At 72.7% G+C, this 26418-nt stretch carries 24 protein-coding genes and 1 pseudogene; 11 read left to right on the top strand and 14 right to left on the bottom strand.

Annotated features, from left to right (window positions below; translation table 11 throughout):
- Window positions 1–82: 82 nt before the first annotated feature.
- Window positions 83–1177, bottom strand: coding sequence for a PAS domain-containing protein (locus tag V3T34_RS25420; protein ID WP_244533688.1), 1095 nt, complete (start codon window positions 1175–1177; stop codon window positions 83–85).
- 390 nt (window positions 1178–1567) lie between these two features.
- Here V3T34_RS25420 and V3T34_RS25415 point away from each other — a divergent pair, with 390 nt between their 5' ends.
- Window positions 1568–3043, top strand: coding sequence for a methyl-accepting chemotaxis protein (locus V3T34_RS25415; protein ID WP_331369315.1), 1476 nt, complete (start codon window positions 1568–1570; stop codon window positions 3041–3043).
- Window positions 3044–3218: 175 nt separating this feature from the next.
- On the opposite strand, the gene V3T34_RS25410 is transcribed toward V3T34_RS25415, so the two are convergent.
- Window positions 3219–5645: a GumC family protein gene (locus tag V3T34_RS25410; RefSeq protein ID WP_305076817.1), complete on the bottom strand. Its 2427-nt coding sequence runs from the start codon at window positions 5643–5645 to the stop codon at window positions 3219–3221.
- A gap of 222 nt (window positions 5646–5867) precedes the next feature.
- On the opposite strand from V3T34_RS25410, the gene V3T34_RS25405 reads away from it, so the two are divergent.
- From V3T34_RS25405 to V3T34_RS25395, 3 genes are all read left to right on the top strand, one after another.
- Entirely contained in the window at window positions 5868–6452 is a 585-nt protein-coding gene (locus tag V3T34_RS25405) for a polysaccharide biosynthesis/export family protein (protein WP_060850742.1), read from the top strand.
- Between the two features lie 185 nt (window positions 6453–6637).
- Window positions 6638–7897, top strand: a complete 1260-nt coding sequence (locus V3T34_RS25400) for a glycosyltransferase family 4 protein (RefSeq protein ID WP_060850741.1) — start codon at window positions 6638–6640, stop codon at window positions 7895–7897.
- A 155-nt stretch (window positions 7898–8052) separates the two neighbouring features.
- Window positions 8053–9588, top strand: coding sequence for an undecaprenyl-phosphate glucose phosphotransferase (locus V3T34_RS25395; RefSeq protein WP_305076816.1), 1536 nt, complete (start codon window positions 8053–8055; stop codon window positions 9586–9588).
- A 79-nt stretch (window positions 9589–9667) separates the two neighbouring features.
- Here V3T34_RS25395 and V3T34_RS25390 read toward each other — a convergent pair whose 3' ends face one another.
- Entirely contained in the window at window positions 9668–11602 is a 1935-nt protein-coding gene (locus V3T34_RS25390; RefSeq protein ID WP_331369314.1) for a hypothetical protein, read from the bottom strand.
- Between the two features lie 32 nt (window positions 11603–11634).
- Entirely contained in the window at window positions 11635–11961 is a 327-nt protein-coding gene (gene erpA, locus V3T34_RS25385) for an iron-sulfur cluster insertion protein ErpA (protein WP_048429502.1), read from the bottom strand.
- A 100-nt stretch (window positions 11962–12061) separates the two neighbouring features.
- On the opposite strand from erpA, the gene V3T34_RS25380 reads away from it, so the two are divergent.
- Window positions 12062–13306, top strand: coding sequence for a deoxyguanosinetriphosphate triphosphohydrolase (locus V3T34_RS25380; protein WP_305076814.1), 1245 nt, complete (start codon window positions 12062–12064; stop codon window positions 13304–13306).
- Window positions 13307–13322: 16 nt separating this feature from the next.
- Here V3T34_RS25380 and V3T34_RS25375 read toward each other — a convergent pair whose 3' ends face one another.
- The gene (locus V3T34_RS25375) at window positions 13323–13763 is read right to left on the bottom strand and encodes a GNAT family acetyltransferase (RefSeq protein WP_305076813.1); all 441 of its coding nucleotides are present in this window, start codon (window positions 13761–13763) and stop codon (window positions 13323–13325) included.
- Between the two features lie 120 nt (window positions 13764–13883).
- Between V3T34_RS25375 and V3T34_RS25370 the strand changes: the two genes are divergently transcribed.
- Window positions 13884–14657, top strand: a complete 774-nt coding sequence (locus V3T34_RS25370) for a cyclase family protein (protein ID WP_305076812.1) — start codon at window positions 13884–13886, stop codon at window positions 14655–14657.
- A 31-nt stretch (window positions 14658–14688) separates the two neighbouring features.
- Here V3T34_RS25370 and V3T34_RS25365 read toward each other — a convergent pair whose 3' ends face one another.
- On the bottom strand, window positions 14689–15579 hold the full coding sequence (locus V3T34_RS25365) for a LysR family transcriptional regulator (RefSeq protein ID WP_305076811.1): 891 nt from the start codon (window positions 15577–15579) through the stop codon (window positions 14689–14691).
- Between the two features lie 186 nt (window positions 15580–15765).
- Between V3T34_RS25365 and V3T34_RS25360 the strand changes: the two genes are divergently transcribed.
- Window positions 15766–17265 carry a CoA-acylating methylmalonate-semialdehyde dehydrogenase gene (locus V3T34_RS25360; RefSeq protein ID WP_200601893.1) on the top strand — a complete coding sequence of 500 codons (1500 nt, stop codon included), beginning with the start codon at window positions 15766–15768 and terminating at the stop codon, window positions 17263–17265.
- Window positions 17266–17579: 314 nt separating this feature from the next.
- Complete coding sequence (locus tag V3T34_RS25355; protein ID WP_331369313.1) at window positions 17580–18722, top strand: acyl-CoA dehydrogenase family protein; 1143 nt, start codon at window positions 17580–17582, stop codon at window positions 18720–18722.
- Between the two features lie 12 nt (window positions 18723–18734).
- Here V3T34_RS25355 and V3T34_RS25350 read toward each other — a convergent pair whose 3' ends face one another.
- Together V3T34_RS25350 and V3T34_RS25345 are read right to left on the bottom strand one after the other, a co-directional pair.
- Window positions 18735–19022 carry a helix-turn-helix domain-containing protein gene (locus V3T34_RS25350; protein WP_091885594.1) on the bottom strand — a complete coding sequence of 96 codons (288 nt, stop codon included), beginning with the start codon at window positions 19020–19022 and terminating at the stop codon, window positions 18735–18737.
- Between the two features lie 67 nt (window positions 19023–19089).
- The gene (locus tag V3T34_RS25345; protein WP_305076809.1) at window positions 19090–19374 is read right to left on the bottom strand and encodes a BrnT family toxin; all 285 of its coding nucleotides are present in this window, start codon (window positions 19372–19374) and stop codon (window positions 19090–19092) included.
- Window positions 19375–19433: 59 nt separating this feature from the next.
- Between V3T34_RS25345 and mmsB the strand changes: the two genes are divergently transcribed.
- Window positions 19434–20321: a 3-hydroxyisobutyrate dehydrogenase gene (mmsB, locus tag V3T34_RS25340; protein ID WP_305076808.1), complete on the top strand. Its 888-nt coding sequence runs from the start codon at window positions 19434–19436 to the stop codon at window positions 20319–20321.
- A 13-nt stretch (window positions 20322–20334) separates the two neighbouring features.
- Here mmsB and V3T34_RS25335 read toward each other — a convergent pair whose 3' ends face one another.
- Window positions 20335–21114: a class I SAM-dependent methyltransferase gene (locus tag V3T34_RS25335; RefSeq protein ID WP_305076807.1), complete on the bottom strand. Its 780-nt coding sequence runs from the start codon at window positions 21112–21114 to the stop codon at window positions 20335–20337.
- 100 nt (window positions 21115–21214) lie between these two features.
- Between V3T34_RS25335 and V3T34_RS25330 the strand changes: the two genes are divergently transcribed.
- Window positions 21215–21670 carry an Rrf2 family transcriptional regulator gene (locus V3T34_RS25330; RefSeq protein ID WP_060850731.1) on the top strand — a complete coding sequence of 152 codons (456 nt, stop codon included), beginning with the start codon at window positions 21215–21217 and terminating at the stop codon, window positions 21668–21670.
- Here V3T34_RS25330 and V3T34_RS28630 read toward each other — a convergent pair.
- The 3 genes from V3T34_RS28630 to V3T34_RS25320 form a co-directional block, all read right to left on the bottom strand.
- Window positions 21591–21962: a GNAT family N-acetyltransferase gene (locus V3T34_RS28630; protein ID WP_407942774.1), complete on the bottom strand. Its 372-nt coding sequence runs from the start codon at window positions 21960–21962 to the stop codon at window positions 21591–21593. The genes V3T34_RS25330 and V3T34_RS28630 overlap by 80 nt on opposite strands.
- Before the next feature lie 24 nt (window positions 21963–21986).
- The gene (locus V3T34_RS25325) at window positions 21987–22193 is read right to left on the bottom strand and encodes a GNAT family N-acetyltransferase (RefSeq protein WP_305076806.1); all 207 of its coding nucleotides are present in this window, start codon (window positions 22191–22193) and stop codon (window positions 21987–21989) included.
- A 109-nt stretch (window positions 22194–22302) separates the two neighbouring features.
- Window positions 22303–23217, bottom strand: coding sequence for an outer membrane protein (locus tag V3T34_RS25320; RefSeq protein ID WP_091752607.1), 915 nt, complete (start codon window positions 23215–23217; stop codon window positions 22303–22305).
- A gap of 216 nt (window positions 23218–23433) precedes the next feature.
- On the opposite strand from V3T34_RS25320, the gene V3T34_RS25315 reads away from it, so the two are divergent.
- Entirely contained in the window at window positions 23434–24870 is a 1437-nt protein-coding gene (locus tag V3T34_RS25315; RefSeq protein ID WP_305076900.1) for a cobyric acid synthase, read from the top strand.
- Between the two features lie 16 nt (window positions 24871–24886).
- On the opposite strand, the pseudogene V3T34_RS25310 reads toward V3T34_RS25315, so the two are convergent.
- Window positions 24887–25069, bottom strand: a pseudogene (locus V3T34_RS25310) (LysE family translocator); the annotation flags it as partial.
- Window positions 25070–25743: 674 nt separating this feature from the next.
- Window positions 25744–26244 (bottom strand): hypothetical protein, encoded by a 501-nt coding sequence (locus V3T34_RS28625; RefSeq protein ID WP_407942773.1) that lies wholly within the window; start codon window positions 26242–26244, stop codon window positions 25744–25746.
- Between the last annotated feature and the right edge of the window lie 174 nt (window positions 26245–26418).

Raw genomic sequence — 26418 nt, 5'->3', positions numbered from 1 at the left:
GAGCGGGCTCCCCGTGCCGCGTCAGTCGCTGCACCTTACGGGAAGCGGCCGGGCAAGGCAGCCGGCCGCGTTTCCGGCGCCGTCACGCCTCCCGCAAGCCGGGTTTCAGCCCGGGCTCGAAGGTGAACGCCACCCCGGACGCCTCGAGCGCGCGCCGCACCGCCAGGAGCGTGTCGGCGCGCGGCCGCACCGCCGAGCCGGGCGCCTCGAGCCGGTTGACGGTCGAGACCGAGACGTTCGCGAGTGCGGCGAGTTCCTCCTTCGACAAGCCCGCCATGGCGCGGGCGCCCCGGACCTGGGCGGGGGTGAGCGTCTCGTCGGCGGCCGGCGCGGCGCGGGGCGCCGCGGCCGGCGCCTCGGACGGGGCGGCGCCGTAGCGGGTCCGGCCCGGGACGCTGAGGCAGACCCCGACCCATTCCCGCACCGAGCCGTCGCGGTCGAGGACCGGGGCGCCGCGGGCGTTGAACCAGCGGTAGATCCCGTCCGCGCACAGGACGCGGTAATCCGTGTTGTAGGGCGCCGTGTGCTCGACCGCCGTGGTCCAGGCCGCGAGCGTCCGGGGACGGTCCTCGGGATGCACGGCGTCGAGCCAGCCGAAGCCCTGCATCTGCGCGTGGGTCTGGCCGGTCAGGGCCATCCATTGCGGCATCTCGCTGGGCTCGCCGTTGGCCTTGTTGACCCAGAACACCGAGGCCGTGGCGGCGATCAGGGCGTTCAGCCGGTCGTGACGCTGCAGCAGCGCCCGCAGGGCGTCGTGCTGGGCCGTCACGTCGAACACCACGCCCATGCCCTGGCACGGCACGCCGTCCGGGCCCAGGATCGCCTCGGCCTGGTGCAGGATCCAGCGCTGGGTCCGGTCCGGCCGGACGATGCGGAACTCGCGGCTGACCGACTGGCCGGAGCGGAGCACCGCGATCTGGTCGCGGTGCGTCGCCTGGTCTTCGGGATGGATCATGTCGAGCCCGAAGCCGAAGGTCAGCTCCATGGCCGGGTCGAGCCCCAGGATCCGGTACAGGCCGAGCGAGGCGCTCAGCCGCTCGGTGCGCAGGTCGGCCGACCAGAACCCGACCTTGCCGGTCTCCTCGATGAGCTTGAGGAAGTGGCGGGACGAGAACGCGTACGGCACGGCGTTCGCCTCGGGCGTCGCGGGCGGTCGCATCAGGGCATGCGTCGGCATGCGTCGTCCTCGCCATGGTCGATTCGATCGGTGGACGGTTTTATCCCATTCGATCGGTTAACCGGGCATTCCATGAGCCGATGACCATCATGGGCGACGCCGCCGCCCGCCCGCCTGGACCGGCGGCGCCGCGGCGGCGATCGTGCCCTATGACACGAAACCGTTCATGGCGGGGCGCCCTTCTCTCCGGGATCGGGGAGATGGCATGAAATCGCCGTCGAGGATGGTGGCATACGCTTGCTTTCGCCGGCCCCCGTTGAGGGCGTGGCAGTCCTGCGGTTCCATCCTGTAAGACGATGGCGCCATGCCGCCATCCGGGGACGAGAGCGCCGAAGCGCCGCGTTCCCGGGATGACGGGGCGAACGCCCCGCTCGACGATGGAGGGCGACGATGCTGCTGGGACACAACGCATTCAAGGCCAGGCTGGCCGCGCTGGACGCGTCGCAGGCCCTGATCGAGTTCGACCTCGACGGCACCGTCGTCACGGCCAACGCCAGGTTCCTCGCCGCCCTGGGCTACCGCCTGGAGGAGATCCGGGGACGGCACCACTCCATGTTCGTCGATCCCGCCGAGCGCGACGGCGAGGCCTACCGGGCGTTCTGGGAGGCCTTGCGCCGGGGCGAGTTCCAGCAGGCCGAGTACAAGCGCCTCGGCAAGGGCGGGCGCGAGGTCTGGATTCAGGCGAGCTACAACCCGATCCTCGGGCGCAACGGCAGGCCCTGCGGCGTGTTCAAATGCGCGGTCGACGTCACCGCCCAGAAGCTGCGCAATGCCGATTGCGAGGGCAAGCTGAACGCCCTCGACCGTGCGCAGGGCATCATCGAGTTCGACCTCGACGGGATCGTCCTCACCGCCAACGCCAACTTCCTGGCGGTGGTCGGCTACGCGCTCGACGAGGTGCGAGGCCGGCACCACCGGATGTTCGTCGATGCGGCGGAGCAGGACGCCGGCTACGCGCGCTTCTGGGAGGCCCTGCGCCGGGGCGAGTTCCAGCAGGCCGAGTACAAGCGCCTCGGCAAGGGCGGGCGCGAGGTCTGGATCCAGGCGACCTACAATCCCGTCTTCGACGCCTCCGGCCGGCTCCTGAAGGTGGTCAAGTTCGCCGTCGACGTCACCGCGTCGGTAACGCGGCGGCGGCGGCGGGAGGAACTCCACCACGGCATCGACCGCGACCTCGACGGCATCGCGGCCTCGGTCTCCGAGACCTCGCAGCAGGCGGTGAGCGCGGCGAGCGCCGCCGAGCAGGCCACCGGCAACACCCAGAGCGTCGCCGCCGGCGCCGAGGAGCTCGCCGCCTCCGTCGGGGCGATCAGCCACCAGGTCGTCCGCTCCCTCGAGGTGACGCGGCACGCCGTGGCGCAGGCCGACGCGACCTCGGCGGTGGTGGCCGGCCTCGCGGCCGCGGCCCAGCGCATCGGCGAGGTCGTGGAGACGATCGACCAGATCGCCGGCCAGACCAACCTGCTGGCGCTCAACGCGACGATCGAGGCGGCCCGCGCCGGCGAGTCCGGCCGCGGCTTCGCGGTCGTCGCCGCCGAGGTAAAGAGCCTCGCGGCCCAGACCAGCCGGGCCACCGAGACCATCGGCCGTCAGATCGCCGAGACGCAGGCCGCCGCCAACCAAGCCGCCGCCGCCATCGCGGGCATCGGCGCCACCGTCGGCCAGGTCGACGAGATCTCCTCGTCGATCGCGTCCGCGGTCGAGCAGCAGGCGGCGGTCGCGCGGGAGATGTCGTCCAGCATGCAGGCGATGACGGAGGCGGTCGGCGCGATCAGCCGCAATCTCGGCGTCGTCGCGTCCTCGACCCGGCAGATCGACGCCGCGGCCCGCCTGGTCCGCGACGCCTCCCGCAGGATGGCCGGCTGAGGCGGTCCGCGAGAGACGCACCCCCGATCCTCCGGCCCGGGCGGGACCGTCCGGGGAAGGGAGCCGGGACCGAACGCCTGTCGTCGGAGCGCCCGGGCTTCCGGGCGAGCCGCCGGGGTCTCGGCGTGGCGCCCGGAGGAACCGACGCTCCGCTTCCGACGCGGGGGCGCCGGCCTCAGGCCGAGCGGCGCAGCGGGTAGGACGGCATCGGGACCTCCACCGGCGTCCGGTCCTGGGCCACGATCACGTCCGGCACGCCGGCCGCCTCGGCGGTGTCGAACAGGCCGACCAGGCGCGGGTCGTCGGCCTCCGCGTTCGAGGCGATCACCACCGCGTCCATCCAGGCCGCCACCGCGCTCACCAGCGTCCGGGTCTCGGCCGAGAAGCCGTCGCCGACCGAGGCGATCACCCAGTCGTAGGCCTCGCCGAGGGCGTCGAAGGTCAGCCCGAGGGCCTCGCCCCCGGCGGCCAGGGTGCGGGTCTCGCCGCGGCCGCGGCCGATCAGGTTCAGGCGCGGGCCGGCCTCGCGCCGGATCGCAGCGGTGAAGTCGGCCCGGCCGGCGACGAGGTCGGTGAGGCCCGGATGCGCGTCCGCCGGGCCGTCGAGGCGCACCAGCAGGGCGCGGCCGTGCAGGGCGGCGGCACGGCCGAGGCTGCGGGCGAGGTCGTCGAGATCGGTGCCCTCGCCGGTGCCGACGAGGAGCACCCGCCGGCCGGCCCCGGCGGTCTCGACCGCGTCGAGCCGCGCCACCAGGACGTCGAGGTCGTAGCGCGGCTCGGCCGGCGCCTTCGCGGCGGGGGCCGGCGCGGCCTGCACGGGCGGGGTCTGGGCGAGCGGGATCTGGGCTGGCGGGATTGGGGCGGTCGGGACCTGTGCGGACGAGGCGGCGACGGGCCGGGCCGGATCCGTCGCCGCGACGGCCGGATGCGCGGTGGGGGCCGGGTCCGCCGCGACGACCGGGGCGGGCATCGCCTCGCCGTCCGGCTCCGCCGCGAGGGCGGCCGCGGCCTGGGGTATCGGCACGGCGCTCGGCGCCGCGACGGGGGCATCGGCCTCCGTCTCGTGGCGGCGCAGCGGCGGGCGGCCGCGGCCCCGGCCGGGCGGATCGCCGGCGAGGAGCGCCTTGGCGACGATGCCGCCGACGGCGAACAGGAAGGCGATCACCGTCGCGAACAGGACGATCGGCAGCTTCTTGGGGAAGGACGGCAGGTCGGGCACCACCGCGCGGGAGACCACCCGGGCATCCGCCGGGGCGGCGCTCGCCTCGTCGCGGGCGGCGGCCTCGCGGAAGCGGCCGAGGTAGGATTCGAGCTGCTCGCGCTGGGCCTTGGCCTCGCGCTCCAGCGCCCGCAGCGCGACCTCGTCGCCGTTCGCCTTGGCGACGATGGTGCGCTGGGCGTCCACCGCCGCCTGCAGGCTCTCGACCCGGCTGCCGGCGATGCGGGCATCGTTCTCGAGCGTGCGCACCGCGCGGTCGGCGGCGGCGCGGATCTGCGTCTCCAGGCCCTCGAGCTGGGCGCCGAGCTCCTTCATCCGCGGGTGCTGGGGCAGCAGCGTGCGGGTTTCCAGCGCCAGCTGCGCCTTGAGGCCGATGCGCTGCTCGACGAGGCGGCGGATCAGCTCGTTGTTGGCGACGTCCGGGATCTCGAAGCTGCGGCCGTCCTTGAGCAGCTCGCGGATCAGCTTGGCCTTGGCGCCGGCATCGGCCTGGGCGGCGCGGGCCTGGGTCAGCTGGGTCGAGATCTCGGCGAGCTGCTGGGCGGCGAGCGGCTGGTTGGCGGTGCCGCCGCTGCCGATCAGGCCGTTGCGGGCCCGGAACGCCTCGACCTTGCCCTCGGCCTCGGCGACGCGGCTGCGCAGGGCCTCGATGTTGGAGCCGAGCCAGGTCGAGGCGTAGCGCGCGGTGTCGACCTTGGCGGCGGCGAGCGACGAGAGATAGAGATCCGAGATCGTGTTGGCGGCCTTCGCGGCCAGCTCGGGATCCTTCGAGCGGAACTCGATCGTCAGGATGCGCGACTTGCCGGCCGGGTAGACCAGCAGCCGCTCGAAGTATTTTTCCAGCACCCGGTCGACCGGCTCGCGGTCGAGGGGGTTCTGGGCGAGGCCGAGCATCACCAGCACCTGCTGGAGGCCGCCGACGCCCTTCACCATCGGGTCGAATTCGGAGTTGCCGACGAGGCCGAGGCTCTTGATCGCCTCGCGGGCGATGTCGCGCGACATCACCACCTGGACCTGGCTCGCCACCGCCTGCTCGTCGATCGGCTGGGGCAGCTCGCCCCGGTCCTGCTGCAGCCGCGTCAGCGCGCTGTCGCGGCTCTCGAGCAGGAGCTTGGTCTCCGCGGTGTAGCGCGGCGTCACCACCTGGACGAAGACGACGGCGAGCCCGAAGGCCGCGAGCGTCGGCAGCAGGATCACCAGCCAGCGCCGCCGCAGCAGGCGGCCGACATCGGCGAGGGTCAGGCCGTCCGGGGATCCGCTCTCGGTCTCGTCCCGGGGCGGAAGGTCGGGGCGGGATTCGTCCTGGCCGTTGCGGCTGCGCCCGGCCAGGCGGTCGGGCAGGCGGGCACGCGACCGCTCGGCGAAGGGGAAGACGCGGGGCATGGCGGACCGTCTGTCAGGACGCGGGGAGAGACGGCCCTGGTCCGGGCCGCGGCCCGATAACACCCGATTAAGGTTGCCGACGAGTTAAGGCGCTGGCGGGGCGGGCGATCCGCTTGCGCACGTCTCGCCCGACCTCGCGCCCGGGTGAGACTTCATTAACCATGCCGCCCTAGACCTCGGTGCATCAGACCCCGCCGACACGATCTGGACTGGCCGGAAGCGATGAACCGACGCGCCCTCCTCACCGGCATGGCGACCACCGTGGCGACCACCATCGCGCTCGGGGGCTGCCTGCGACCGGAATACCGGACTGCCCTGCTCGACGAGACTGGAACGGGCTCGGTCGGCGCCGCCTATTCCCTGGCGGCCGGCGACAAGCTCCGGGTGATCGTCTTCGGGCAGGACAATCTCTCGAACATCTACGCGGTGGACGGGGCCGGGCGCATCGCCCTGCCGCTGATCGGCCCGGTCAAGGTCGCGGGCGGCTCGACCGCCCAGGCCGCCCGCGCCATCGAGGCGCGCCTGCGCGACGGCTACGTCCGCGAGCCCCACGTCACGGTCGAGGTCGAGGTCTACCGGCCGTTCTTCATCCTGGGCGAGGTCACGACCTCGGGCCAGTATCCCTATGTCAGCGGCATGACGGTCGAGACCGCGGTGGCGATCGCGGCGGGCTTCGGGCCCCGCGCCGCCCGCGACTACGCCGTCGTCACCCGCGAGGGGCCGACCGGCCTCGTCTCGGGCATCGTGCCGATGACCTACCCGGTCCGCCCCGGCGACACGATCGTCGTCAAGGAGCGCTGGTTCTGAGCGTCCCGCCGGCCGACCTTCTCCCGTCCCGCGCGGCGCAGGTCTCGGTCCTGGCGGGCGGTCCCACGGGCCTCGACTTCCACCGAGACTTCCACTGACCTCCGGTTAACCACACGCCCGTCGATCCGGGTACGGACTCAACTTTCGACCGGACTTTAACCGGCCGGGTACGGGCCCGGGGCGAGATGGAGGCTGCCGCGCGCCGCGGCGCCGTCATCGAGCCTGAGGACACGCCCGTGGCCGCCTCCCCACTCCGCCTCGTCGCCGATCCCGCTCCGCGGGACGCCGCGCCCGTCGCCGCCGCCGCGCCGCGGGAGCGGATCGTGCACGTCTTCCGGGCCCCGGTCGGCGGCCTGTTCCGCCACGTCGTCGACGTCGCCCGGCTCCAGGCCGCGGCCGGCCACGACGTCGGCCTGTTCTGCGACGCCAGCACCGGCGGCGCCCGGGCCGAGGCGGCCCTCGCCGCTCTCGCCCCGCACCTGACGCTCGGCGTCACCCGCCTGCCGATGCGCCGCAACCCGCATCCGAGCGACCTCTCGGCGCTCGCCGCCCTGTCGCGCCTCGTGCGCCGCGCCGCGCCGACCGTGCTGCACGGGCACGGCTCGAAGGGCGGCCTGTTCGCCCGCCTGGTCCCGGTCGGGCCGGCCTTGCGCCCGGTGCGGGCCTACACGCCGCATGGCGGCAGCTTCAACTACCGTCCAGGCTCCGCGCTTCACCGCCTCTACATGCAGGCCGAGCGCGTGCTCACCGCCCGCACCGACGTCTTCCTGTTCGAGAGCGACTTCATCGCCGGGCGCTACCGGGCCTATGTCGGTCCGACGAGCCGGCTGGTGCGGATCGTCCACAACGGCATCGCCACCGAGGAATTCGCCCCGATTACCCGGGCGCCGGACGCCCTCGACCTCGTCTATATCGGCGAGTTGCGCGAGGCGAAGGGCGTCCCGGTGCTGTTCGAGGCGCTGGCGCGCCTGCGGCGCGAGCACGGACGGCGCCTGACCCTGCTGGTGGTCGGCTCGGGACCGGACGAGAACACCCTGCGCACGCGGGTCGCGGCGCTCGGCCTCGCCGAGGACGTGCGGTTCGAGCCGCCCCAGCCGATCCGTGCCGCGCTGAGCCGCGCCCGCGTGATGGTGGTGCCCTCCCTCGCCGAATCGCTGCCCTACGTGATCCTGGAGGCGGCGGCCGCGGCCCAGCCGATGGTCTCGACCGATGTCGGGGGCATCCCGGAGATCTTCGGGCCCGCCGCCCCCGCCCTGGTGCCGCCGAACGACGCCGCGGCCCTCGCGGGCGCGATCCTGCGCAAGGTCGACCAGGATCCCGAGGCGCGTCGCGACGAGGCGGCGGGCCTGAGCGCCTTCATCCGCTGCCGGTTCTCGATGGACCAGATGGCCGAGGACGGCCTCGCCGGCTACGCCGCCGCCCGCCGACGGATCGCCGGGGGCTGAGACGGGCCGGGTCCCGCCCGGCCCCGACTCGCTCGATTTTTAGCGATTCGATCGTGGGCTTCTTAATCCTTCCGTCAGTGCCGACGGGCGACATTCCCCTTTCCACCTAGATCGATGCGGGGGCCCTCTCCGCGAGCCGTGACCGGAACCGTGCCATGAGTGCGTTCGACGTCCGCGACATCCTCAAGACCGTGGCAGCCGACCAGGGCGGCCCGCTCGGCCGGCCCGGCCACGAGCGCGAGGCCGTGCCTCCCGCCGAGACCGTGGCGCCGGTACGGCCGGACCCGGCGGTGTCGCCGGTGGTGTTCACCGGCTGCGTGCGGGCGGTCGAGTTCGTCCTCGTGGCGCTCGCCGGCCTGTGCGCCCAGCGCGGGCTCCTCGCCGGCGTGGTGCCGCTGCATCTCGGCTACGTCGCGGCGATCCTGGGGCTCGCCGGCCTCAACGTCCTGGTGCTGCAGGCGCTCGGCGCCTACGGCATCCGGGCGTTCCGGGCCTTCTTCAGCGTCGGCGCCCGGGTGGTGCTCGGCTGGTCGCTGGTGATGCTGCTCGCCGCCACGGTGCTGTTCTTCGCCAAGCTCGGCGACAACTACTCGCGCCTGTGGCTCGGCACCGTCTACGGCGGCGGGCTGGCGCTCCTGGTCGTCGGGCGGCTGGTCCTGTCCCTGGTGGTGAGCGCGCAGATGCGCCGCGGGCGCTTCGACCGGCGCGTCGCCGTCGTCGGCGGGGGCGAGCCGGCCGAGGCGCTGATCCGGGCGATCGAGGCGCAGGGCGATTCCGGCCTCAAGGTCGTCGGCCTGTTCGACGACCGCACCGACGGCCGCTCGGCCGACGTCGTCGCCGGCTACCCCAAGCTCGGCACCGTGAGCGACCTCGTGACCTTCGCCCGGCGCACCAAGGTCGACCTGATCGTGTTCACCCTGCCGATCTCGGCCGAGGCGCGCATCCTGCAGATGCTGGCCAAGCTCTGGGTGCTGCCGGTCGACATCCGCCTCTCGGCCCACGCCTCGAAGCTCCGCCTGCGCCCGCGCAGCTACTCCTATCTCGGCTCCGTGCCGGTGCTCGACGTCTTCGACCGGCCGATCGCCGACTGGGACGTGGTGGTCAAGGGCGTGTTCGACCGGGTGGTCGGCGCCGTGCTGCTGATCCTGCTCTCGCCAGTGATGCTCGGCGTCGGGCTCGCCGTGAAGCTCACCTCGCACGGCCCGGTCTTCTTCCGGCAGAAGCGCCACGGCTTCAACAACGAGATCATCGACGTCTACAAGTTCCGGTCGATGTACACCGACCAGTGCGATTACACGGCGAGCAAGATCGTCACCAAGGGCGATCCGCGGGTGACCCCGGTCGGCCGCTTCATCCGCAAGAGCTCGCTCGACGAGCTGCCCCAGCTCATCAACGTGGTGAAGGGCGACCTGTCGCTGGTCGGGCCGCGCCCGCACGCCCTCCAGGCCAAGGCGGCCAACACCCTCTACGACCAGGTCGTCGACGGCTACTTCGCCCGACACAAGGTCAAGCCCGGCATCACCGGCTGGGCCCAGATCAACGGCTGGCGCGGCGAGACCGACACCAACGAGAAGATCCAGCGCCGCGTCGAGCACGACCTGTACTACATCGAGAACTGGTCGGTGTTCTTCGACCTACAGATCCTGGCGATGACGCCGCTGGCGCTGTTCAAGACCGAGAACGCATACTGACGGAAGACGACGGTGTGCGGCAGGGGCGGGGCCGGGGAGAGGGCAGACCTCTCTCTCCGGCCCCGTCCGTTTTGCAGCGTCACTCCGCCGTCGCGGTCACGGTCAGGCGGTCGAAGATCTTCCCCGGGCTCGGCGCGGTGCTGAAGTCGATCAGGCCGAGCCCGGCCGGGTCCTTGGCGGCGGCGCTGACCGAGAGACGGCCGGGCTTGACCACGAAGCGCGACACCGCCTGGCCGAGCGCCTTGGCCGACGGCGAGCCGCCGAGCACGGCGGGGATCCCCAGCATCGCGGCGGTGCCGTATTCGCGCTGCAGCTCCTCGGGCTTCAGGCTCTGGGCCTTGGCCTGCTGGTCGACGAAGCGCTGGAACAGGCCGCCATTCTCGAGCGTGAGCGCCAGCGACTTGGCGCTGGCGCCGAGCAGCGCCAGGGACGAGACCATCGGCTCGGGATCGAACACCTCCTTGCCGATCCCCCCGATCGTGCCGGTGATCCGGGCGGTGCCCATGTCCTTTCCGGTCAGCGTCACGTCCTTGAAGGTCAGCTCGCGGGCGGCCTCGTCCCAGCGGGCGTCCACGGTGCCGGAGAGGTCCAGGCCGGTATAGCCGAGGCCGGCGAGGTCGGAGAGGAGCGGCGCCGTGGTGTCGGGCGGCACCGCGCCGGTCAGCCCGTCGATGGTCAGCCGCGAGGCGGTCGGCACCCCGTCGCGCACCTCGCTCATGGCGAGGCTCCCGCCGCGCAGGGCGAAGCGCAGCGGCCCCGAGGCCTGCCGGAGCGGGTCCGCCCCCGGGCCCTGGGCCGGCGACCCAGGGGTCGGTGAACCTTGAACCGGCGAACCTTGGGCCGGCGAACCTTGGGCCGGCAGGTCGACGTCGAGGCTTTCCACCGCGATGCGGGCGAGCGCCGGGGCGTAGCGGCGCATCTCGGCCGGGTCGAGCGGCCCGGCGGCGGCCCGGCGCAGGCCCTCCAGCACCGGCTTGAGCGACAGCCCCGACAGGGTCAGCCCCTTGAGCGCGACGCGGCCGGCCGGTGCCTCGACGGCCAGCCCCTCGGCCCGCATCTCGCCGAGGCCGGGCTGGCCGGCTGCGGTATTGCCGGCTCCGGGTTTGGCCTCGCCCTCGGGCCCGTAGGTCAGCCGCGCCAGGCTGGCCAGGACCGGCTTCGCGCCGGGTCCCGCGGCCGGCCCGCCGGGCGACGCCAGGGTCAGTCCGCTGATCTCGAGGCCGCCGATCCCGAGGCCGTCGATCAGGTCGGCGGCGAGGCCCGCCATGCGGGAGCGCTCCGGCGCGTCCTTCCGGCCGGCACCCTCCGCGAGCGCCCGGACGGTCTCGCCCCACGGGATCGTGGTCGGCCGCCCGGTGAGGTCGCGGGCATCGATGCGAGCGATGCGGAACGCCGCCCCGTCGGGGCCGGTCAGCGCGATGTCCTCGGCGGTGACGCCGGCATAGACTCGGATCGGCGCCGCATCGGGCCCGCCGGGCTCGGTGAGGAGGCGCGCGAGGCCCGGCAGGTCGAGCTCGCGGGCGCTCAGGCGGCCGTAGGCGCCGGCCGCGTCGGGGCCCGGCCCCTCGACCGTCAGGGTGGCGCCGCCGGCCTCCAGGATGCCGATCCGGCCCGCCGTCACGTCCCGGGCGACGACGTCGTGGTAGACCGCGACCTGCACCCGGCCGCCCGCGGGCTGCTCGACCCGCAGGACCGGGATCACGATCTCGCGGGCGCTCAGGCGCTCGAGCCGCGTGCGCCACGGGGCCGGCCCGGCCGGGTCCAGGATCGCCCGCGCTTCGTCCCGCGACAGGGCGGTGCCGCGCAGCTCGAGCGTCGGCGCCTTGAGGGTGACGGGGCCGAGCGGCAGCACCACCGCATCGAGGGCGACCGTGGCGGTGGGGGCAGGGGGCTGCTGCGCGAGCGCCGGGCCGGCGAGGAGGGGCACGGCCGCCGGCAGGGCGGCGGCCAGCGTCGCGCAGGCGACGACACCGAGCGCGGCCCGGGCCACGCCCGTTGTCAGAGAGCGGGTCATGGCGGAACGTCCCGGAAGGATGGCTGGCGAGATTACAGGGAGAACGAGGTGCCGCAGCCGCAGGAGGCGGTGGCCTGCGGGTTCTCGATCTTGAACGACTGGCCGATCAGGTCGTTGACGAAGTCGATCGTGGCGCCCTCCATGTACGGGAGGGAGGTCGGATCGACCAGGACGGTCGCGCCGTCGCGCTCCACCGCGAGGTCGTCGTCGGTGCGATCCTTCGCGATGTCGAAGGCGTACTGGAACCCGGAGCAGCCGCCGCCATTCACGCTGATGCGCAGCATCGAGCCCGGGGGCTCGGCGCCCATGATCTCGTTGATGCGGCGGGCGGCGCGGGACGTCAGGGTGATCGGGGTCATCGACGGCTTCTCGGGTGGGGGTCCGGCGTGCGATGGCAACATAAGAACGGCGGCCCCGGGCCGCAACTGCGGCGCGCGGGCGGATGAGGGGGCACGGGACGTGAGACGGACAGGCGAGCGCTGGCGGGCCCCCTACGGCAGCGATCCTGCCGCGTCGCGCGGGCGGCTGATCGCGGAACCCGGCTCGCCGACCCGCAGCGACTTCCAGCGCGACCGCGACCGGATCGTGCACTCGGCCGCCTTCCGGCGGCTCAAGCACAAGACGCAGGTGTTCGTCCATCACGAGGGCGACCATTACCGCACCCGCCTGACCCACACCCTGGAGGTGAGCCAGATCGCCCGGGCGCTCGCCCGCGCGCTCGGCCTCGACGAGGACCTGGCCGAGGCGCTGGCGCTGGCCCACGACCTCGGCCACACCTGCTTCGGCCATACCGGCGAGGACGCGCTGCATGCCTGCATGGCCGAGCATGGCGGCTTCGACCACAACGCCCAGGCCCTGCGGCTGGTGACCCGGCTCGAGTGCCGCTACGCCACCTTCGACGGGCTCAACCTGACCTGGGAGACCCTGGAGGGGCTGGTCAAGCACAACGGCCCGCTCCTGACCCGCGACGGGCGGCCGACGCCGCATTACGCGACGGGCGGCATCCCGGTGGCGATCACCGAGTACAACGCGATCAACGACCTCGAGCTCGCGACCTTCGCCGGGCCCGAGGCCCAGGTGGCGGCGCTCGCCGACGACATCGCGTACGACGCCCACGACCTCGACGACGGCCTGCGCGCCGACCTGTTCGGCCTCGACGACCTGAACGAGGTGCCGTTCCTCGCCGGCCTCCTCGACGAGATCCGGACCGCCTATCCGGGCCTCGAGCGCTCGCGGGTGGTGCATGAGCTCGCCCGCCGGGTCATCACCCGCTTCGTCGAGGACGTGATCGCCGAGGCCGAGCGGCGCCTCGCCGCCCTGCAGCCGGCGAATGCCGCCGCGATCCGCCACGCCGCCGCCCCGGTGGTCGCCTTCTCGGAGCCGATGGCGGCGGCCGACCGGGACATCAAGACCTTCCTGTTCGCCCGGATGTACCGCCATCCCGGCGTGATGGCGGTGCGCCGCCGCGCCGCCGCGATCGTCGAGGACCTGTTCTCGACGTTCCGCCGCGACCCGACCCGGATGCCCGAGGAATGGAGCGCGGGCCTCTCCGGTCCCGACGACCCCCGCACGCCCCGCCGCGTCGCCGACTTCATCGCCGGCATGACCGACAACTATGCGGTGAGCCAGCACCGCCGGCTCTTCGCCGAGACGCCGGACCTGCACTGGGTGATCTGGCCGGGGCGGGAGGGGGGAGGGGCGTAGCCGGGCGCGACGGGCCTCACGCCGGCGCGATCACCCGCTGCAGGCAGACGGCGTTCGTGTCGCGGTAGCCGAGATGGTCGTAGAACCCGAGGACGCCGTCGTTCTCCCGCCGGACCAGGAGCTGCACCTTCCAGACGCCGCGCGCGGCGAGCCACGCCTCCGCCGCCTCGACCATGACGCGCCCGAGCCCGCCGCCCCGACGCTCGGGCGCCACCGCCACGTAGTAGAGCCAGCCGCGGTGCCCGTCCTCGCCGGCCATCGCGGTGGCGGCGACCGACCCCTCGATCTCCGCCACCAGCACGGTGCCGTGCGGCCCCCGCCGGGCGAAGGCGATGTCGGTGGCCGGGTCGTTCCAGGGTCGCGCCACGCCGGCCGCGTGCCAAAGGGCGATCACCGCCGGTATGTCGGCATCCTCGATCGGGCGGATCGTCGGCGTCATCGGGGTTCCTTGTTCCATGGTCTCGTCTCGGGGGCGTGTGCCGGAGTTTCCTTGCCCGAGTTCCCTTGCTCGAGTTCCCTTGCCAGGATCGTGCGACGGGAGGATGCAGGTCGCCCGACCCGCGCAGGAGCCCCCGGAATGCCCCGATTGATCGACCTCTCGATCGCGATCGAGAACGACGTTCCGGCCGACCCGCCGTTCCAGCGGCCGACCGTGACCTACATGGACCACGCGGCCTCGGCTCCGATGGTCGCCGCGCTGTTTCCGGGCTTGAAGCCCGAGGACCTGCCGGACGGCCAGGGCTGGGCGGTCGAGAGCGTGCAGCTCACGACCCATAACGGCACCCATCTCGACGCGCCCTGGCACTACCACCCGACCATGGACGGCGGCGCCCGGGCGATCACCATCGACGAGGTGCCCCTCGACTGGTGCTACCGGCCCGGCGTGAAGCTCGATTTCCGCCACCTGCCCGACGGCCACGTCGTGATGCCCGACGAGATCGACCGCGAGCTCGCCCGCATCGGCCATGTCCTGAAGCCCTTCGACATCGTTCTGGTGAACACGGGCGCCGGCGCCCGTTTCGGGCAGGCCGACTACGTCGATTCCGGCTGCGGCATGGGCCGGGCCGCGACCCTGCACCTGACCGGGCAGGGCGTGCGCGTCGTCGGCACCGATGCCTGGAGCTGGGACGCGCCGTTCTCCCACACCGCCCGCCGCTACGCGGCGACCGGCGATGCGGGCCTGATCTGGGAGGGCCACAAGGCCGGGCGCGAGGCCGGCTACTGCCAGATCGAGAAGCTCGCCAACCTGGAGGCCCTGCCGGCGACCGGGTTCACGGTCGCGTGCTTCCCGGTGAAGATCAAGGGCGCCTCGGCGGGCTGGACCCGGGCGGTGGCGATCCTGGGGGAGTAGGGTCGGGCCCTGCGCCACCCCCGGGACCGCCTCAGCCCCCCGGTGCGAACAGGTCCCGCTCCGCCTCGACCACCGCGTAGATGTGCTCGGCCACCGCCCGGATGCGGGCGAGGTCGCGGCTGTCGGCGTGCATCATCAGCCAGAAGCTGCGGGTGAGCGACACCGCGTCCGGCAGCACGCAGGCGAGGTCCGGGCGCCGGGCGGCCATGAAGCAGGGCAGCACCGCGACGCCGAGGCCCGCCACCGTCGCCTGGAGCTGGGCGTTGAGGTTGGCGCTGCGAAGCCGCGCCCCGGCCCCGGGGGCGACCTGGTGCAGGTAGTCGAGTTCCGGCGAGTAGAGCAGCTCGTCGATGTAGCCGACGAAGCGGTGGCCCTGAAGGTCGCGCCGCTCCCGGATCGGCGGATGCCGGGAGAGGTAGGCGGGGGCGGCGTAGAGCTTGAGCGCGTAGTCGGTGAGCTTGCGCCCGACGATGCGGCCCTCCGGCGGCAGGCTCAGGCCGATGGCGATGTCGGCCTCGCGCTTCGAGAGGCTGAACAGCCGGGCCGTCGCCACGAGCTCGATGTCGAGCTGAGGGTGGCGCTCGATCAGGCCGGTCAGGCGGGGGGCCAGGAAGGCGCTGCCGAAGCCGTCCGGCGCGCCGATCCGCACCGTGCCGACGAGCTGCGAGGCCGCCCGGCCGATCGCCGCCTCGCCGTGGATGATCGCCGATTCGATCCCGTCGGCGGTAACGACCAGCGCCAGCCCGGCCTGCGTCGCGGTGTAGCCCGAGGCGCGGCGGTGGAAGAGCTTCTCGGAGAGCCGCCGCTCCAGCCGGTCGATCCGCCGGATCACCGTCGCGTGGTCGACCCCGAGCCGGCGCGCCGCCGCCGAGACCGTGCCGGCCCGGTGCACCGCCAGCACGAAGCGGTAATCGTCCCACACGTCGCCCCGCGTCCCGTCGCTGCTCCTGGCCCCATCGCTCCTGGCCCCGTCGCCCCGTATCCCGTCGTCCTCGGCCCCGTCCGGTTCCCGCATCCGCGCACACCCGTTCCGCTCTCCTGCCCCTTCCGTCATGCGGATCGCCAGGGCAAGGTGCGTCCAAGACATCTGATCCAGGGAGGATCCCTCATGGCGCGCGAAGTCGGGCACTTCATCGGCGGCGAGCACGTTTCCGGCCGCTCGGGCCGCTTCTCGGACCTCTACCAGCCGATGACCGGCGAGGTGATCGGGCGCCTGGCGCTCGCGAGCCGGGACGAGATGCGCGCGGCCATCGAGAACGCCGCCAAGGCGCAGGTGGCTTGGGCCGCCACCAACCCGCAGCGCCGCGCCCGGGTGATGATGCGCTTCCTCGACCTCGTCGCCCGCGAGATGGACAGCCTCGCCGACCTTCTCGCCCGCGAGCACGGCAAGACGATTCCCGACGCCAAGGGCGACATCCAGCGCGGCGTCGAGGTGGTGGAGTTCGCCTGCGGCATCCCGCACCTGCAGAAGGGCGAGTACACGGAAGGGGCGGGTCCCGGCATCGACATCTACTCGATGCGCCAGCCGCTCGGCGTGGTCGCCGGCATCACGCCGTTCAACTTCCCCGCCATGATCCCGATGTGGAAGTTCGCCCCCGCCATCGCCTGCGGCAACGCCTTCATCCTCAAGCCCTCGGAGCGCGATCCGGGCGTGCCGATGCGCCTCGCCGAGCTGATGATCGAGGCCGGGCTGCCGGCCGGCATCCTCAACGTCGTCAACGGCGACAAGGAGGCGGTCGACGCGATCCTCGACGACGACATCATCCAGGCGGTCGGCTTCGTCGGTTCCTCCGACATCGCCCAGTACGTCTATGCCCGGGCGACCGCGACGGGCAAGCGCGCCCAGTGCTTCGGCGGCGCCAAGAACCACATGATCATCATGCCGGATGCCGACATGGACCAGGCCGTCGACGCCCTGATGGGCGCCGGCTTCGGCTCGGCTGGCGAGCGCTGTATGGCGGTCTCGGTGGCGGTGCCGGTCGGCGAGAAGACCGCCGACGCCCTGATGAGCAAGCTGATCCCGCGGGTCGAGAGCCTGAAGATCGGCCCGTCCACCGACCCGAGCGCCGATTACGGCCCGCTGGTGACCAAGGCGGCGCTGGAGCGGGTGCGCAACTACGTGGAGATCGGCGTGAACGAGGGCGCCAAGCTCGCGGTCGACGGCCGGGGCTTCAAGATGCAGGGCTACGAGAACGGCTTCTACATGGGCGGCTGCCTGTTCGACCACGTCACGCCGGAGATGCGCATCTACAAGGAGGAGATCTTCGGCCCCGTGCTGTCGGTGGTGCGGGCCAAGGACTACGCCGAGGCCCTGCGGCTCCCCAACGAGCACGAATACGGCAACGGCGTCGCGATCTTCACCCGCGACGGCGACGCGGCCCGCGACTTCGCCGCCAAGGTCCAGGTCGGCATGGTCGGCATCAACGTGCCGATCCCGGTGCCGCTGGCCTACTACACCTTCGGCGGCTGGAAGCGCTCGGGCTTCGGCGACCTCAACCAGCACGGGCCCGACGCGGTGCGCTTCTACACCAAGACCAAGACGGTCACCCAGCGCTGGCCGTCGGGGGTGAAGGAGGGCGCGCAGTTCTCGATGCCGGTGATGCAGTAACGCCTGTCAGGCGTGCGGGAGCCATCCGGGCTTTACGCGAGTGGCACGGGTTTCCCCTCTCCCCGCGGGCGGGGAGAGGCCTTCACCCCCCTTGTCGGGGGTGAAGGGAGCCCACAGGGCGAGGGTGAGGGGGTGGTGCCGGAAGAGTTTCATCCGGAAACACCCCCTCACCCTCGCTCCGGCTAAGCCTCCGCTTGCTGCGTCTCCTGAACGGAGACACAGCCCTCTCCCCGCCCGCGGGGAGAGGAGAAACCCGCCCCATTCCAAGGCCGGGCACAGACAATAGTCGACACAGAACGGGAGGAACCGCCGCCATGACCCTGTTCACCCTCCCCGAGGACCAGGTCGCGATCCGCGACATGGCGCGCAGCTTCGCGGCCGAGCGGATCGCGCCGCACGCCCTCGACTGGGACGAGCGCAAGCATTTCCCTCTCGACGTGCTGCGGGAAGCCGCCGCCCTCGGCATGGGCGGCATCTATGTTTCCGAGGAGCATGGCGGCTCGGGGCTGACCCGGCTCGACGCCGCCCTGATCTTCGAGGCGCTGAGCCTCGGCTGCCCGACGGTTGCGGCCTTCCTGTCGATCCACAACATGGCCGCCTGGATGATCGACCGGTTCGGGTCGGAGGGCCAGCGCGCGCGCTTCCTGCCGGGCTTGTGCCGGATGGATCAGGTCGCCGCCTATTGCCTGACCGAGCCGGGCTCGGGCTCGGATGCCGCGTCGCTGCGCACCACCGCGCGCCGCGACGGCGACCATTACGTCCTCGACGGCGCCAAGCAGTTCATCTCGGGCGCCGGCGCGGCGGATTTCTACGTGACGATGGTGCGTACCGGCGAGGCGGGACCGAAGGGCATCTCGACCCTGGTGGTGCCCGCCGACGCGCCCGGCCTGTCCTTCGGCCCGAACGAGCGCAAGATGGGCTGGAACGCCCAGCCGACCCGGGCGGTGATCTTCGAAGGGTGCCGGGTGCCGGTCGAGAACCGCCTCGGCGAGGAGGGGATCGGCTTTCGCATCGCCATGGCGGGACTCGACGGCGGCCGGCTCAACATCGGCGCCTGCTCGCTCGGCGGCGCGCAGGCCGCCCTCGACAAGAGCTTGGCGTACATGGCCGAGCGCAAGGCCTTCGGGAAGCGCCTCGACGAATTCCAGGCGCTGCAGTTCCGCCTCGCCGACATGGCGACGGAGCTGGAAGCCGCCCGCGCGCTCCTCTACGGCGCGGCGGCGGCCCTCGACCGCAAGGATCCCGACGCCACCCAGCGCTCGGCGATGGCCAAGCGCTTCGCCACCGATACCGGCTTCCGGGTCGCCAACGAGGCGCTCCAGCTCCACGGCGGCTACGGCTACCTGTCGGAATACGGGGTGGAGAAGATCGTCCGCGACCTGCGGGTGCACCAGATCCTGGAGGGCACCAACGAGATCATGCGGGTGATCGTGGCGCGGGGCCTGGTGGGGAGCTGAGGCATGACCGCGTCAGACGGGGCGCGCCGCGAGGGCCCGACTGACCCCCTCGGGATCGTGCGCGATGACCGTCAGGTAGGCCTGGGCGGGCTGATCCGGAACCGTGCGGCCCTGCTCCCAGTCCCGCAGGGTGCCGAGCGGGATGTGATAGCGCGCTGCGAATTCTTCCTGGGTCAGCGCGAGGGCCCGCCGCAGCGTGCGGATTCGGGGCAGGCGCCGGGCGCTGGCCGCGCTCTCCGGGCTCGTCGGGCGCGCGTCGGGATCCGCCGCCGCTGCGCGCGCGACCTCCTCATCGCTCATCGGCCGCAGCGGTGCCGGTGCGAACGGCGTCTCGCTCCCATCCGGGTGGCACCGCACCACGCTGCCGTCAGGCCGAATTCTCGCGGAAATAACGGTCTCGCTCATGTCGCTCTGCCCGTCGCGCGGAGATCAGGCGGATCTCCTCCCCGCGTTCCGTATAGGTCACGAACAGGATGACGCCGTCACACATGCCGAGCATGTTGATGCGCTCCTCGCCGTAATCCCCCCTGTCGTCGATCTGCTCCACGGCGAAGGGATCCCGGAATGCCATCAGGGCGATCTCGAACGCAACGCCGTGCCGGCGAAGGTTCGAAGCCGCCTTCCGTTCATCCCAGGTGAACCGGTTCGCCATGGATGTACGGATTCTCCGTAGTCGCTTCAATCAACCACACGGCAAGACGGAAGACAACGATGACGCAGATCGCATTCCTGGGCCTCGGCAACATGGGCGGGCCGATGGCCGCCAACCTTGTCGCGGCGGGCCACGCCGTGACCGGCTTCGACCTGATGCCCGACGCCCTCGACGTCGCCCGCGCGGCCGGCGTGACGGTGGCCGAGAGCGCCGAGGCCGCGGTGACGGGGGCCGAGATCGTCGTCACCATGCTGCCGGCGGGGCGTCACGTCCTGGCGGTCTACGATGCGGTGCTGCCCCATGTGGCGGCGGGTGCGCTCTTGATCGACTGCTCGACCATCGACGTGGCGAGCGCTCGCGCCGCGCACGAGAAGGCGCAGGGACGCGGGCTCGCCGGCCTCGACGCCCCGGTCTCCGGCGGTGTCGGCGGCGCCAAGGCCGCGACCCTGACCTTCATGGCGGGCGGCTCGGCCGACGCCTTCGCCCGGGCCGAGCCGATCCTCGCGAAGATGGGCCGCAAGGTCGTGCATTGCGGCGAGGCCGGCGCCGGCCAGGCGGCCAAGATCTGCAACAACATGATCCTCGGCATCTCGATGATCGGCGTCGCCGAGGCCTTCGTGCTGGCGGAAAAGCTCGGCCTGTCGCATCAGGCCCTGTTCGACGTCGCCTCGACCTCGTCGGGCCAGTGCTGGTCGCTCACCACCTACTGCCCGGTGCCGGGCCCGGTTCCGGCCTCGCCGGCCAACGCCGACTACAAGCCGGGCTTCGCCGCCGCCCTGATGCTGAAGGACCTGCGCCTGTCGCAGGAGGCCGCCGCGGGCGCCGGCGCCGCGACGCCCCTCGGCGCCCATGCCGAGGCGATCTACGCCGCCTTCGAGGCGGCGGGGCAGGGGGGCACGGACTTCTCGGGCATCATCCGCCACCTGCGCGAGGCGGGGCGGGAGTAGAGGGTCGCGCGCCTCAGCGCACGGCCGCCGCGATCAGGGCGGTCGAGGCGATCGGCAGGACGGAGCGTCCCTCCGCCATGCGGCGCGCCTCGGCGATCACCGCCGCCTTGTCCGCGTCGTCGAGGCTCGTCCAGTCGGGCGATAGGCCGAACACGGTGTCGGGGGTGTCGAGACGCGCGACGTCGAGATCGTAGTCGAATACGACAGGGGTGATCTCCGGCGCGCGATACCCGGCCGCGACCATCTCCCGGGCCAGCCGGTCCGGGTCGCCCAGGATCCCCACGCCGTCGGGCATCGCCATTGCGGCGCGGTCGGGAAACAGCCTCTCGCGGATCCGGCGCAGCAGCAGGAAGCTGGCCGCGCCCTGCTCCCGCCAGGCCGCCACCACGCCGTGGCCGCCGGGCTTCGTCACCCGGGCCATCTCGGCGAGCCCCCGGCGCCAGTCGGGAAACAGGATCACGCCGAAGATCGAGAACACGGCGTCGAAGCCGGCATCCGGCAGGGCGAGGGCCTGCCCGTCCATCACCCGCGCCTCGATATCGGGCTGGGCCGAGGCCGCCACGCGGGCGACCATGGCGGGCGAGAAATCGACGGCCAGGACCTGCGCGCCCGTTCGCGCCGCAGCGTGCGCGAGGGCGCCCGTCCCCGTCGCCACGTCGAGGACGCGGCTGCCCGGGATCAGCGGCACCCGCGCGAGCGCCGCCTCGGCGAAGCGCGCGGTGAACGGATGCGCGGTCTCTTCGTAATGCTCCGCCACCTTGTCCCACCGGGCGGGATCCTCGAACTCGCGCATCGCCGACGCTCCTCCGCTTCGTGATCTCGAATCACGTAACTTCAAAAGTATCGTAAGTCGGACTGCTTGCCAATCCGGCCGTCCCGTGGAGGATGGCGCCGTGCGCACCGACAGCCGCCTTTCCCGGACCCTCCACGTCCTCCTGCACATGGCCCGCCACGACGGGCCGATGACCTCCGAGGCGATCGGGCGGATGCTCGGCACCAATCCGGTCGTCGTCCGCCGCACGATGGCGGGCTTGCGCGAGGCCGGTTACGTCCGGTCCGACAAGGGACATGGCGGCGGCTGGACCCTCGCGGCGAATCTCGACGGGGTCTCGCTGCTCGACGTCCATCGCGCGGTCGGCGGTCCCCATCTCTTCGCGATCGGCAGCGACCATCCGAACCCGGCCTGCGCCGTCGAGCGGGTGGTCAACGAGGCGGTGGAGGGCACGCTGCGCGAGGCCGAGGCGCTGCTCGTCGCGCGGCTGGCCGCGGTCAGCCTCGGCGAACTGGCCCGCAGCTTCGATGCACGCTGTCGCGTGGACGGGGTCGAGGCTGCGACCGGTTGCGGCTGAAGGCGGCGCCCGGCCGGCACCTTCCGGCCCGTCGGTCGCGTCGCCTACCGGGCGGCGCCCGGACCGGTGCGCTCGGGCACGAGCGAGCGGGCGAACCCCGGGCCTCCGGGCGGCCGGTCGGCGAATCCCGGCATCCGATCGTACGATTGCGCGCGTTGGTGTCGGGATGGATCCCCACGACGAGGCGGACGCACCCCTGGGCTCTCGCTTCCGCCTCGGCCGCCCGGATCAGCGTTCGGCCGATGCCGGCGCAGCGCGCGCCCGGGGCGACGAAGAGATGGTGCAGGTTCATGACCCGCGTCGCCTCCTGGGCGCGTTACAGGCCGACGAGGCTCGTCCCATCCTCGGCGACCAGGGCGGTCGCCCAGGGCGATGGGCCGAACAGGTCGGCCCGCAGGGCCGCCGCATCGGTCGTCGCCTGGTCGCCGTGATGCGCGGCGAGCTGCCCGATCAGGTCGGCGAGTGCCGGTGCGTCGTCCGGAACGGCGCGACGGAGGAGGACCCCGGCAGGTGCGTCATCCATGGGCGGCTCCGTCGACAACAAAAACGGCCGCCGGGCGATTGGCCCCGCGGCCGTGAAGACGGGCGGGCCCGAATAGGCCCGCCGATGCGGCTCAGCCGATCCGTGCGGATCAGAGGCCGTTGAACTTGTAGCTGAAGCCGGCGCGCACGAGGTTGCCCTCGGTGTGGAAGCGCGAGGTGTAGGAGCCGCGCGGCTGGGCGCCGACGCCGTTGTTCACCGCGAGGCCGGTGTTGTTCACCAGCACGTTGCGGCTGCCGAGGTCGTAGTGCAGGTACTCGGCCTTCACCGTCACCGCCTCGGACTTCACGCCGATCAGGCTGAGGACGCTGAAGCGCGAGAAGATCGAGTCGGTCGGCAGGGCGTACTCGATGCCGCCGCCATAGGCGTAGCCGGTCTCGAGGTCGTTGTAGCGGCCGGTATAGGCCAGCGCGAGCGGCGGGTTGGCGCCGGCGGTGGTGTAGAAGTTGGCGCGGTAGTCGACGCCGCCATAGGCGAAGCCGCCCATGCCGTAGACGAAGACGCGGTCGAAGGCGTAGCCGACGCGGCCGACGACGGTGCCGAGCCAGGACAGCTCCTGACGGAAGGCGCTCGGGTCCGAGAAGCCGTTGTTCGCGGCGAGCTGCGGGCCGAGGTAGAAGGTGTTCTTGTGGATGTCGTTCCAGGCCCAGTCGGCCTGGACGCCGACCACGAAGCCCGAGCCCGGCGTGAACTGGTAGTTGTAGCCGAAGCCGCCGCCGATGTTGGCGAGGCCGTCCTGCTCGTTGCGCACCGACGGCGGGCGGCGCAGGGTCGCGACGTTGCCGATCGTGTTGGTCGGGGTCAGGTCGTTGCCGAGCGTGGTGATGCGCTGGCGGTCGGTGAAGGTGTAGTCGGTGTGCAGGCCGCCGTAGAAGCCGGTCCAGGTGAAGACCGGGACGGGGGTGAATACCGGCGGCGGGGCGACGCGGCGCGGCAGGTCGGCGGCGGTGGCGGCACCGGCGAGGAGGGTCGCGGCGACGCCGGCGAGCAGGAAGGACTTGAACACTGGACGGCGCCTCGGTTGGACGGATATGTGGCGCCACGCTAGCTTGAGCGTGGCCGAACGCCTATGACCGCCGCGCCACACCGGCCGCGGCACCGTCGAGGTTTGCTGAATTTTTTCCGGCCCGCGCCGCAGCGGCGCGGCCGGGTCACCCGGAGCAGCCATGCGCGTGGGGAAGCGGCGGAGTGCCGGAGGCGCCGCGTGACCGCCCGGGCCCTGATGATCCAGGGCACCGGCTCGGATGTCGGCAAGTCGCTGATCGTCGCCGGGCTCGCCCGCCTCTACGCCCGCCGGGGCCTCAGGGTCAGGCCGTTCAAGCCGCAGAACATGTCGAACAACGCCGCCGTCACGGCCGATGGCGGCGAGATCGGCCGCGCCCAGGCGCTCCAGGCCCGGGCCGCGGGCGTGGCGCCCTCGGTGCACATGAACCCGGTGCTGTTGAAGCCCCAGAGCGAGATCGGCTCGCAGGTGGTGGTGCAGGGCCGCATGGTCGGCACGGCCCGGGCCCGCGAATACCAGGACTGGAAGCCGCGCCTGCTCGCGGCGGTCGTCGAGAGCTTCGGGCGCCTGCGGGCGGAATCCGACCTCGTCCTCGTCGAGGGCGCGGGCTCGGCCTCCGAGGTCAACCTGCGCCGGGGCGACATCGCCAATATGGGGTTTGCCCGCGCCACCGGCACGCCGGTGATCCTCCTTGGCGACATCGACCGCGGCGGGGTGATCGCGAGCCTCGTCGGCACCAAGGCGGTGATCGATCCGGAGGATGCCGCGATGGTCCGCGGCTTCCTCGTCAACCGCTTCCGCGGCGACCCCGCGCTGTTCGCCGACGGGATGGAGCTGATCGCCGCCCGCACCGGCTGGGAATCGCTCGGGCTGATCCCGCATTTTCCCGACGCGGCGTGGCTGCCGGCCGAGGACGTCTTGGGCCTCAGGGGCGCCGAGCGGCCCGGCGGCAAGGTCGTGGCGGTGCCCGTCCTGCCGCGCATCGCCAATTTCGACGACCTCGACCCCCTGCGGGCCGAGCCCGGGGTGAGCGTGGTGCTGGTCGAGCCCGGCCGGCCGATCCCCGCCTCGGCCGACCTCGTGCTGCTGCCGGGCTCGAAGACCACCATCCCCGACCTCGCCTTCCTGCGCGCGCAGGGCTGGGACGTCGACATCCTGGCCCATCGCCGCCGCGGCGGGCGGGTGCTCGGCCTGTGCGGCGGCTACCAGATGCTCGGCACCTCCCTGAGCGACCCGCACGGCATCGAGGGCCCGCCCGGCACGGTGGCGGGCCTCGGCCTCCTCGACGTCGCGACGGTGCTCACGCCCGAGAAGCGGCTGGCGGCGGCCCGCGGCGTCAGCCTGCCGGACGAGACCCCGTTCACCGGCTACGAGATGCATGTGGGGGAGACCGCCGGCCCCGACGCGGCGCGCCCGCTCGTGCGCCTCGCCGACGGCCGCCCCGACGGCGCCGTCTCGGCCGACGGGCTCGTCTGCGGCACCTACGTGCACGGCCTCTTCGCCGACGAGGGCCAGCGCGCCCTGTGGCTCTCCCGCCTCGGCGCCGCGCCGGGGCCGGAGGCCTACGAGGCGGTGATCGAGCGCGTGCTCGACCGGCTGGCCGACCATCTCGCGGCCCATGTCGACGCCGACCGGCTGCTCGCGCTCGCGGGGTAGGGCCGGCTCCAACGCCTCAGCGGCGCACCTCCGTCGCCATCCGCACCGCGAGCGCGGCCAGCACCGTTCCCATCACCCAGCGCTGGACGACCGCGAAGGAGGGCCGCCGGGTCAGAAATACCGCGCTCGATCCGGCCGAGACCGCGATCGCCGCGTTGACGAGGACGCTGATCGCGATCTGCGCTGCACCAAGCGCGACTGGCGCTCGATGAGCTTGAATCGGTTGACCTGGCCTTCCGCTGGCCGCTACTCCGTGGCTCCGTGAGAGCAGCCCGGACGGCCGCGATATCCGCCTCCAATCCCGAGGCGAACGTCGCGATGGCAGAAGCGTCGCAGCTCCGTGCTCGCGTGATCCAGGCGGCGATGTCCGCTGCGGCGTCCGCATCCTGATCATTAGTGACGGTCCTGCCCTTCCCTGCGGCCCGCACCATGGCTGCATCGCTCGCATCCCGCTCTGAGGGGGGCTGGGCGAGCAATCGCGCCATTTGCCCTGCGGGCGGCACTGGAGCTTCCGTGCCGGGCCGCTGGGATGCACGCTGGCCCTCGCCCAGAGGGGGCGGCCTGATCGGACCAGCCTCGTCCGGCGCTCGGCGACGAGGCGGTGGCCCTGCCGGCTCGTCCCGGGATCGCCCCGTTCCCGGATCTCGCGCCACAGGGCCATCGCGTTCTCGCAGCCCTCGTCGATCCGCCCCGCCAGGTACGCGGCGTGCGGATCAAGCAGGCTCGGACCGGCACCGTGAGGTAGCCGCGCCGGGAACGCTTCGACGCTCGCATATTTGCGCACCGTCGCACGCGCCAGCCCAGGGCACGGGCGATCGCGAGCAGGGGCTCCCCGCCGGCATGCCGCCGGCGGACTTCGTCGTAGACAGCCTGTCATCCTTTCGAGGACGCCCGCCGCGTCTCGCGCCCGAGCGGGTCGCGGGTGAACGCCAGCGGTGCGTGGTCGTCGATGGTCAGCGAGGCCAGGGCCCCGAGGGGATCGCGCCCGATCCGCACCAGGCTCGCGCCCGGCTGACCCGCCTTGATCCGCCGCTCGATCCGCCGCCCGAGCCCGTCGAGCCGGCTCTCGACCCGGCGCCCGTTGGTCGTCTCGGCCACGATCCGGCCGTTGCCGTCCCGCTCCAGCACCACCCGCGCCGCCCGGCTCGACGCCTCGACCAGCAGCCCGCGGCCGTCGTAGCGCAGATGCGTCTCGTCCCGCGGGCGCGCCCCCTCCGGGTCGTCGGCGGCAAACGTGCGGATCGCAGTGAGCCGGTCGGAGCGGTCGTAGGTGTAGACGAGCCGCGACCCGTCGGGCTTGCGCGTCTGCGTCACCCGCCCGGCCGGATCGCGGGTGTACTCCGTGCGCCGGCCGTCGAAATCCTCCTCGGCCACCACCCGGCCCTCGCCGTCGTGGGTCAGGGAGAGGCGCCTGCCGCGGGGATGTGATTAGGCGTGGAATAAGGACCCCGTTTCCGGGGTGATCGGCGTCCAAACGGGACCCCCAGGATACTTCATCCAGACTGCCTCCCGCATTCGGAACGGGAGGCTCGCGGAGGATGTTGGTCG

Source organism: Methylobacterium ajmalii, assembly GCF_036448855.1.
In the GTDB taxonomy this organism is placed as follows: domain Bacteria; phylum Pseudomonadota; class Alphaproteobacteria; order Rhizobiales; family Beijerinckiaceae; genus Methylobacterium; species Methylobacterium ajmalii.
This window is presented reverse-complemented; position numbering and strand designations above follow the sequence as displayed.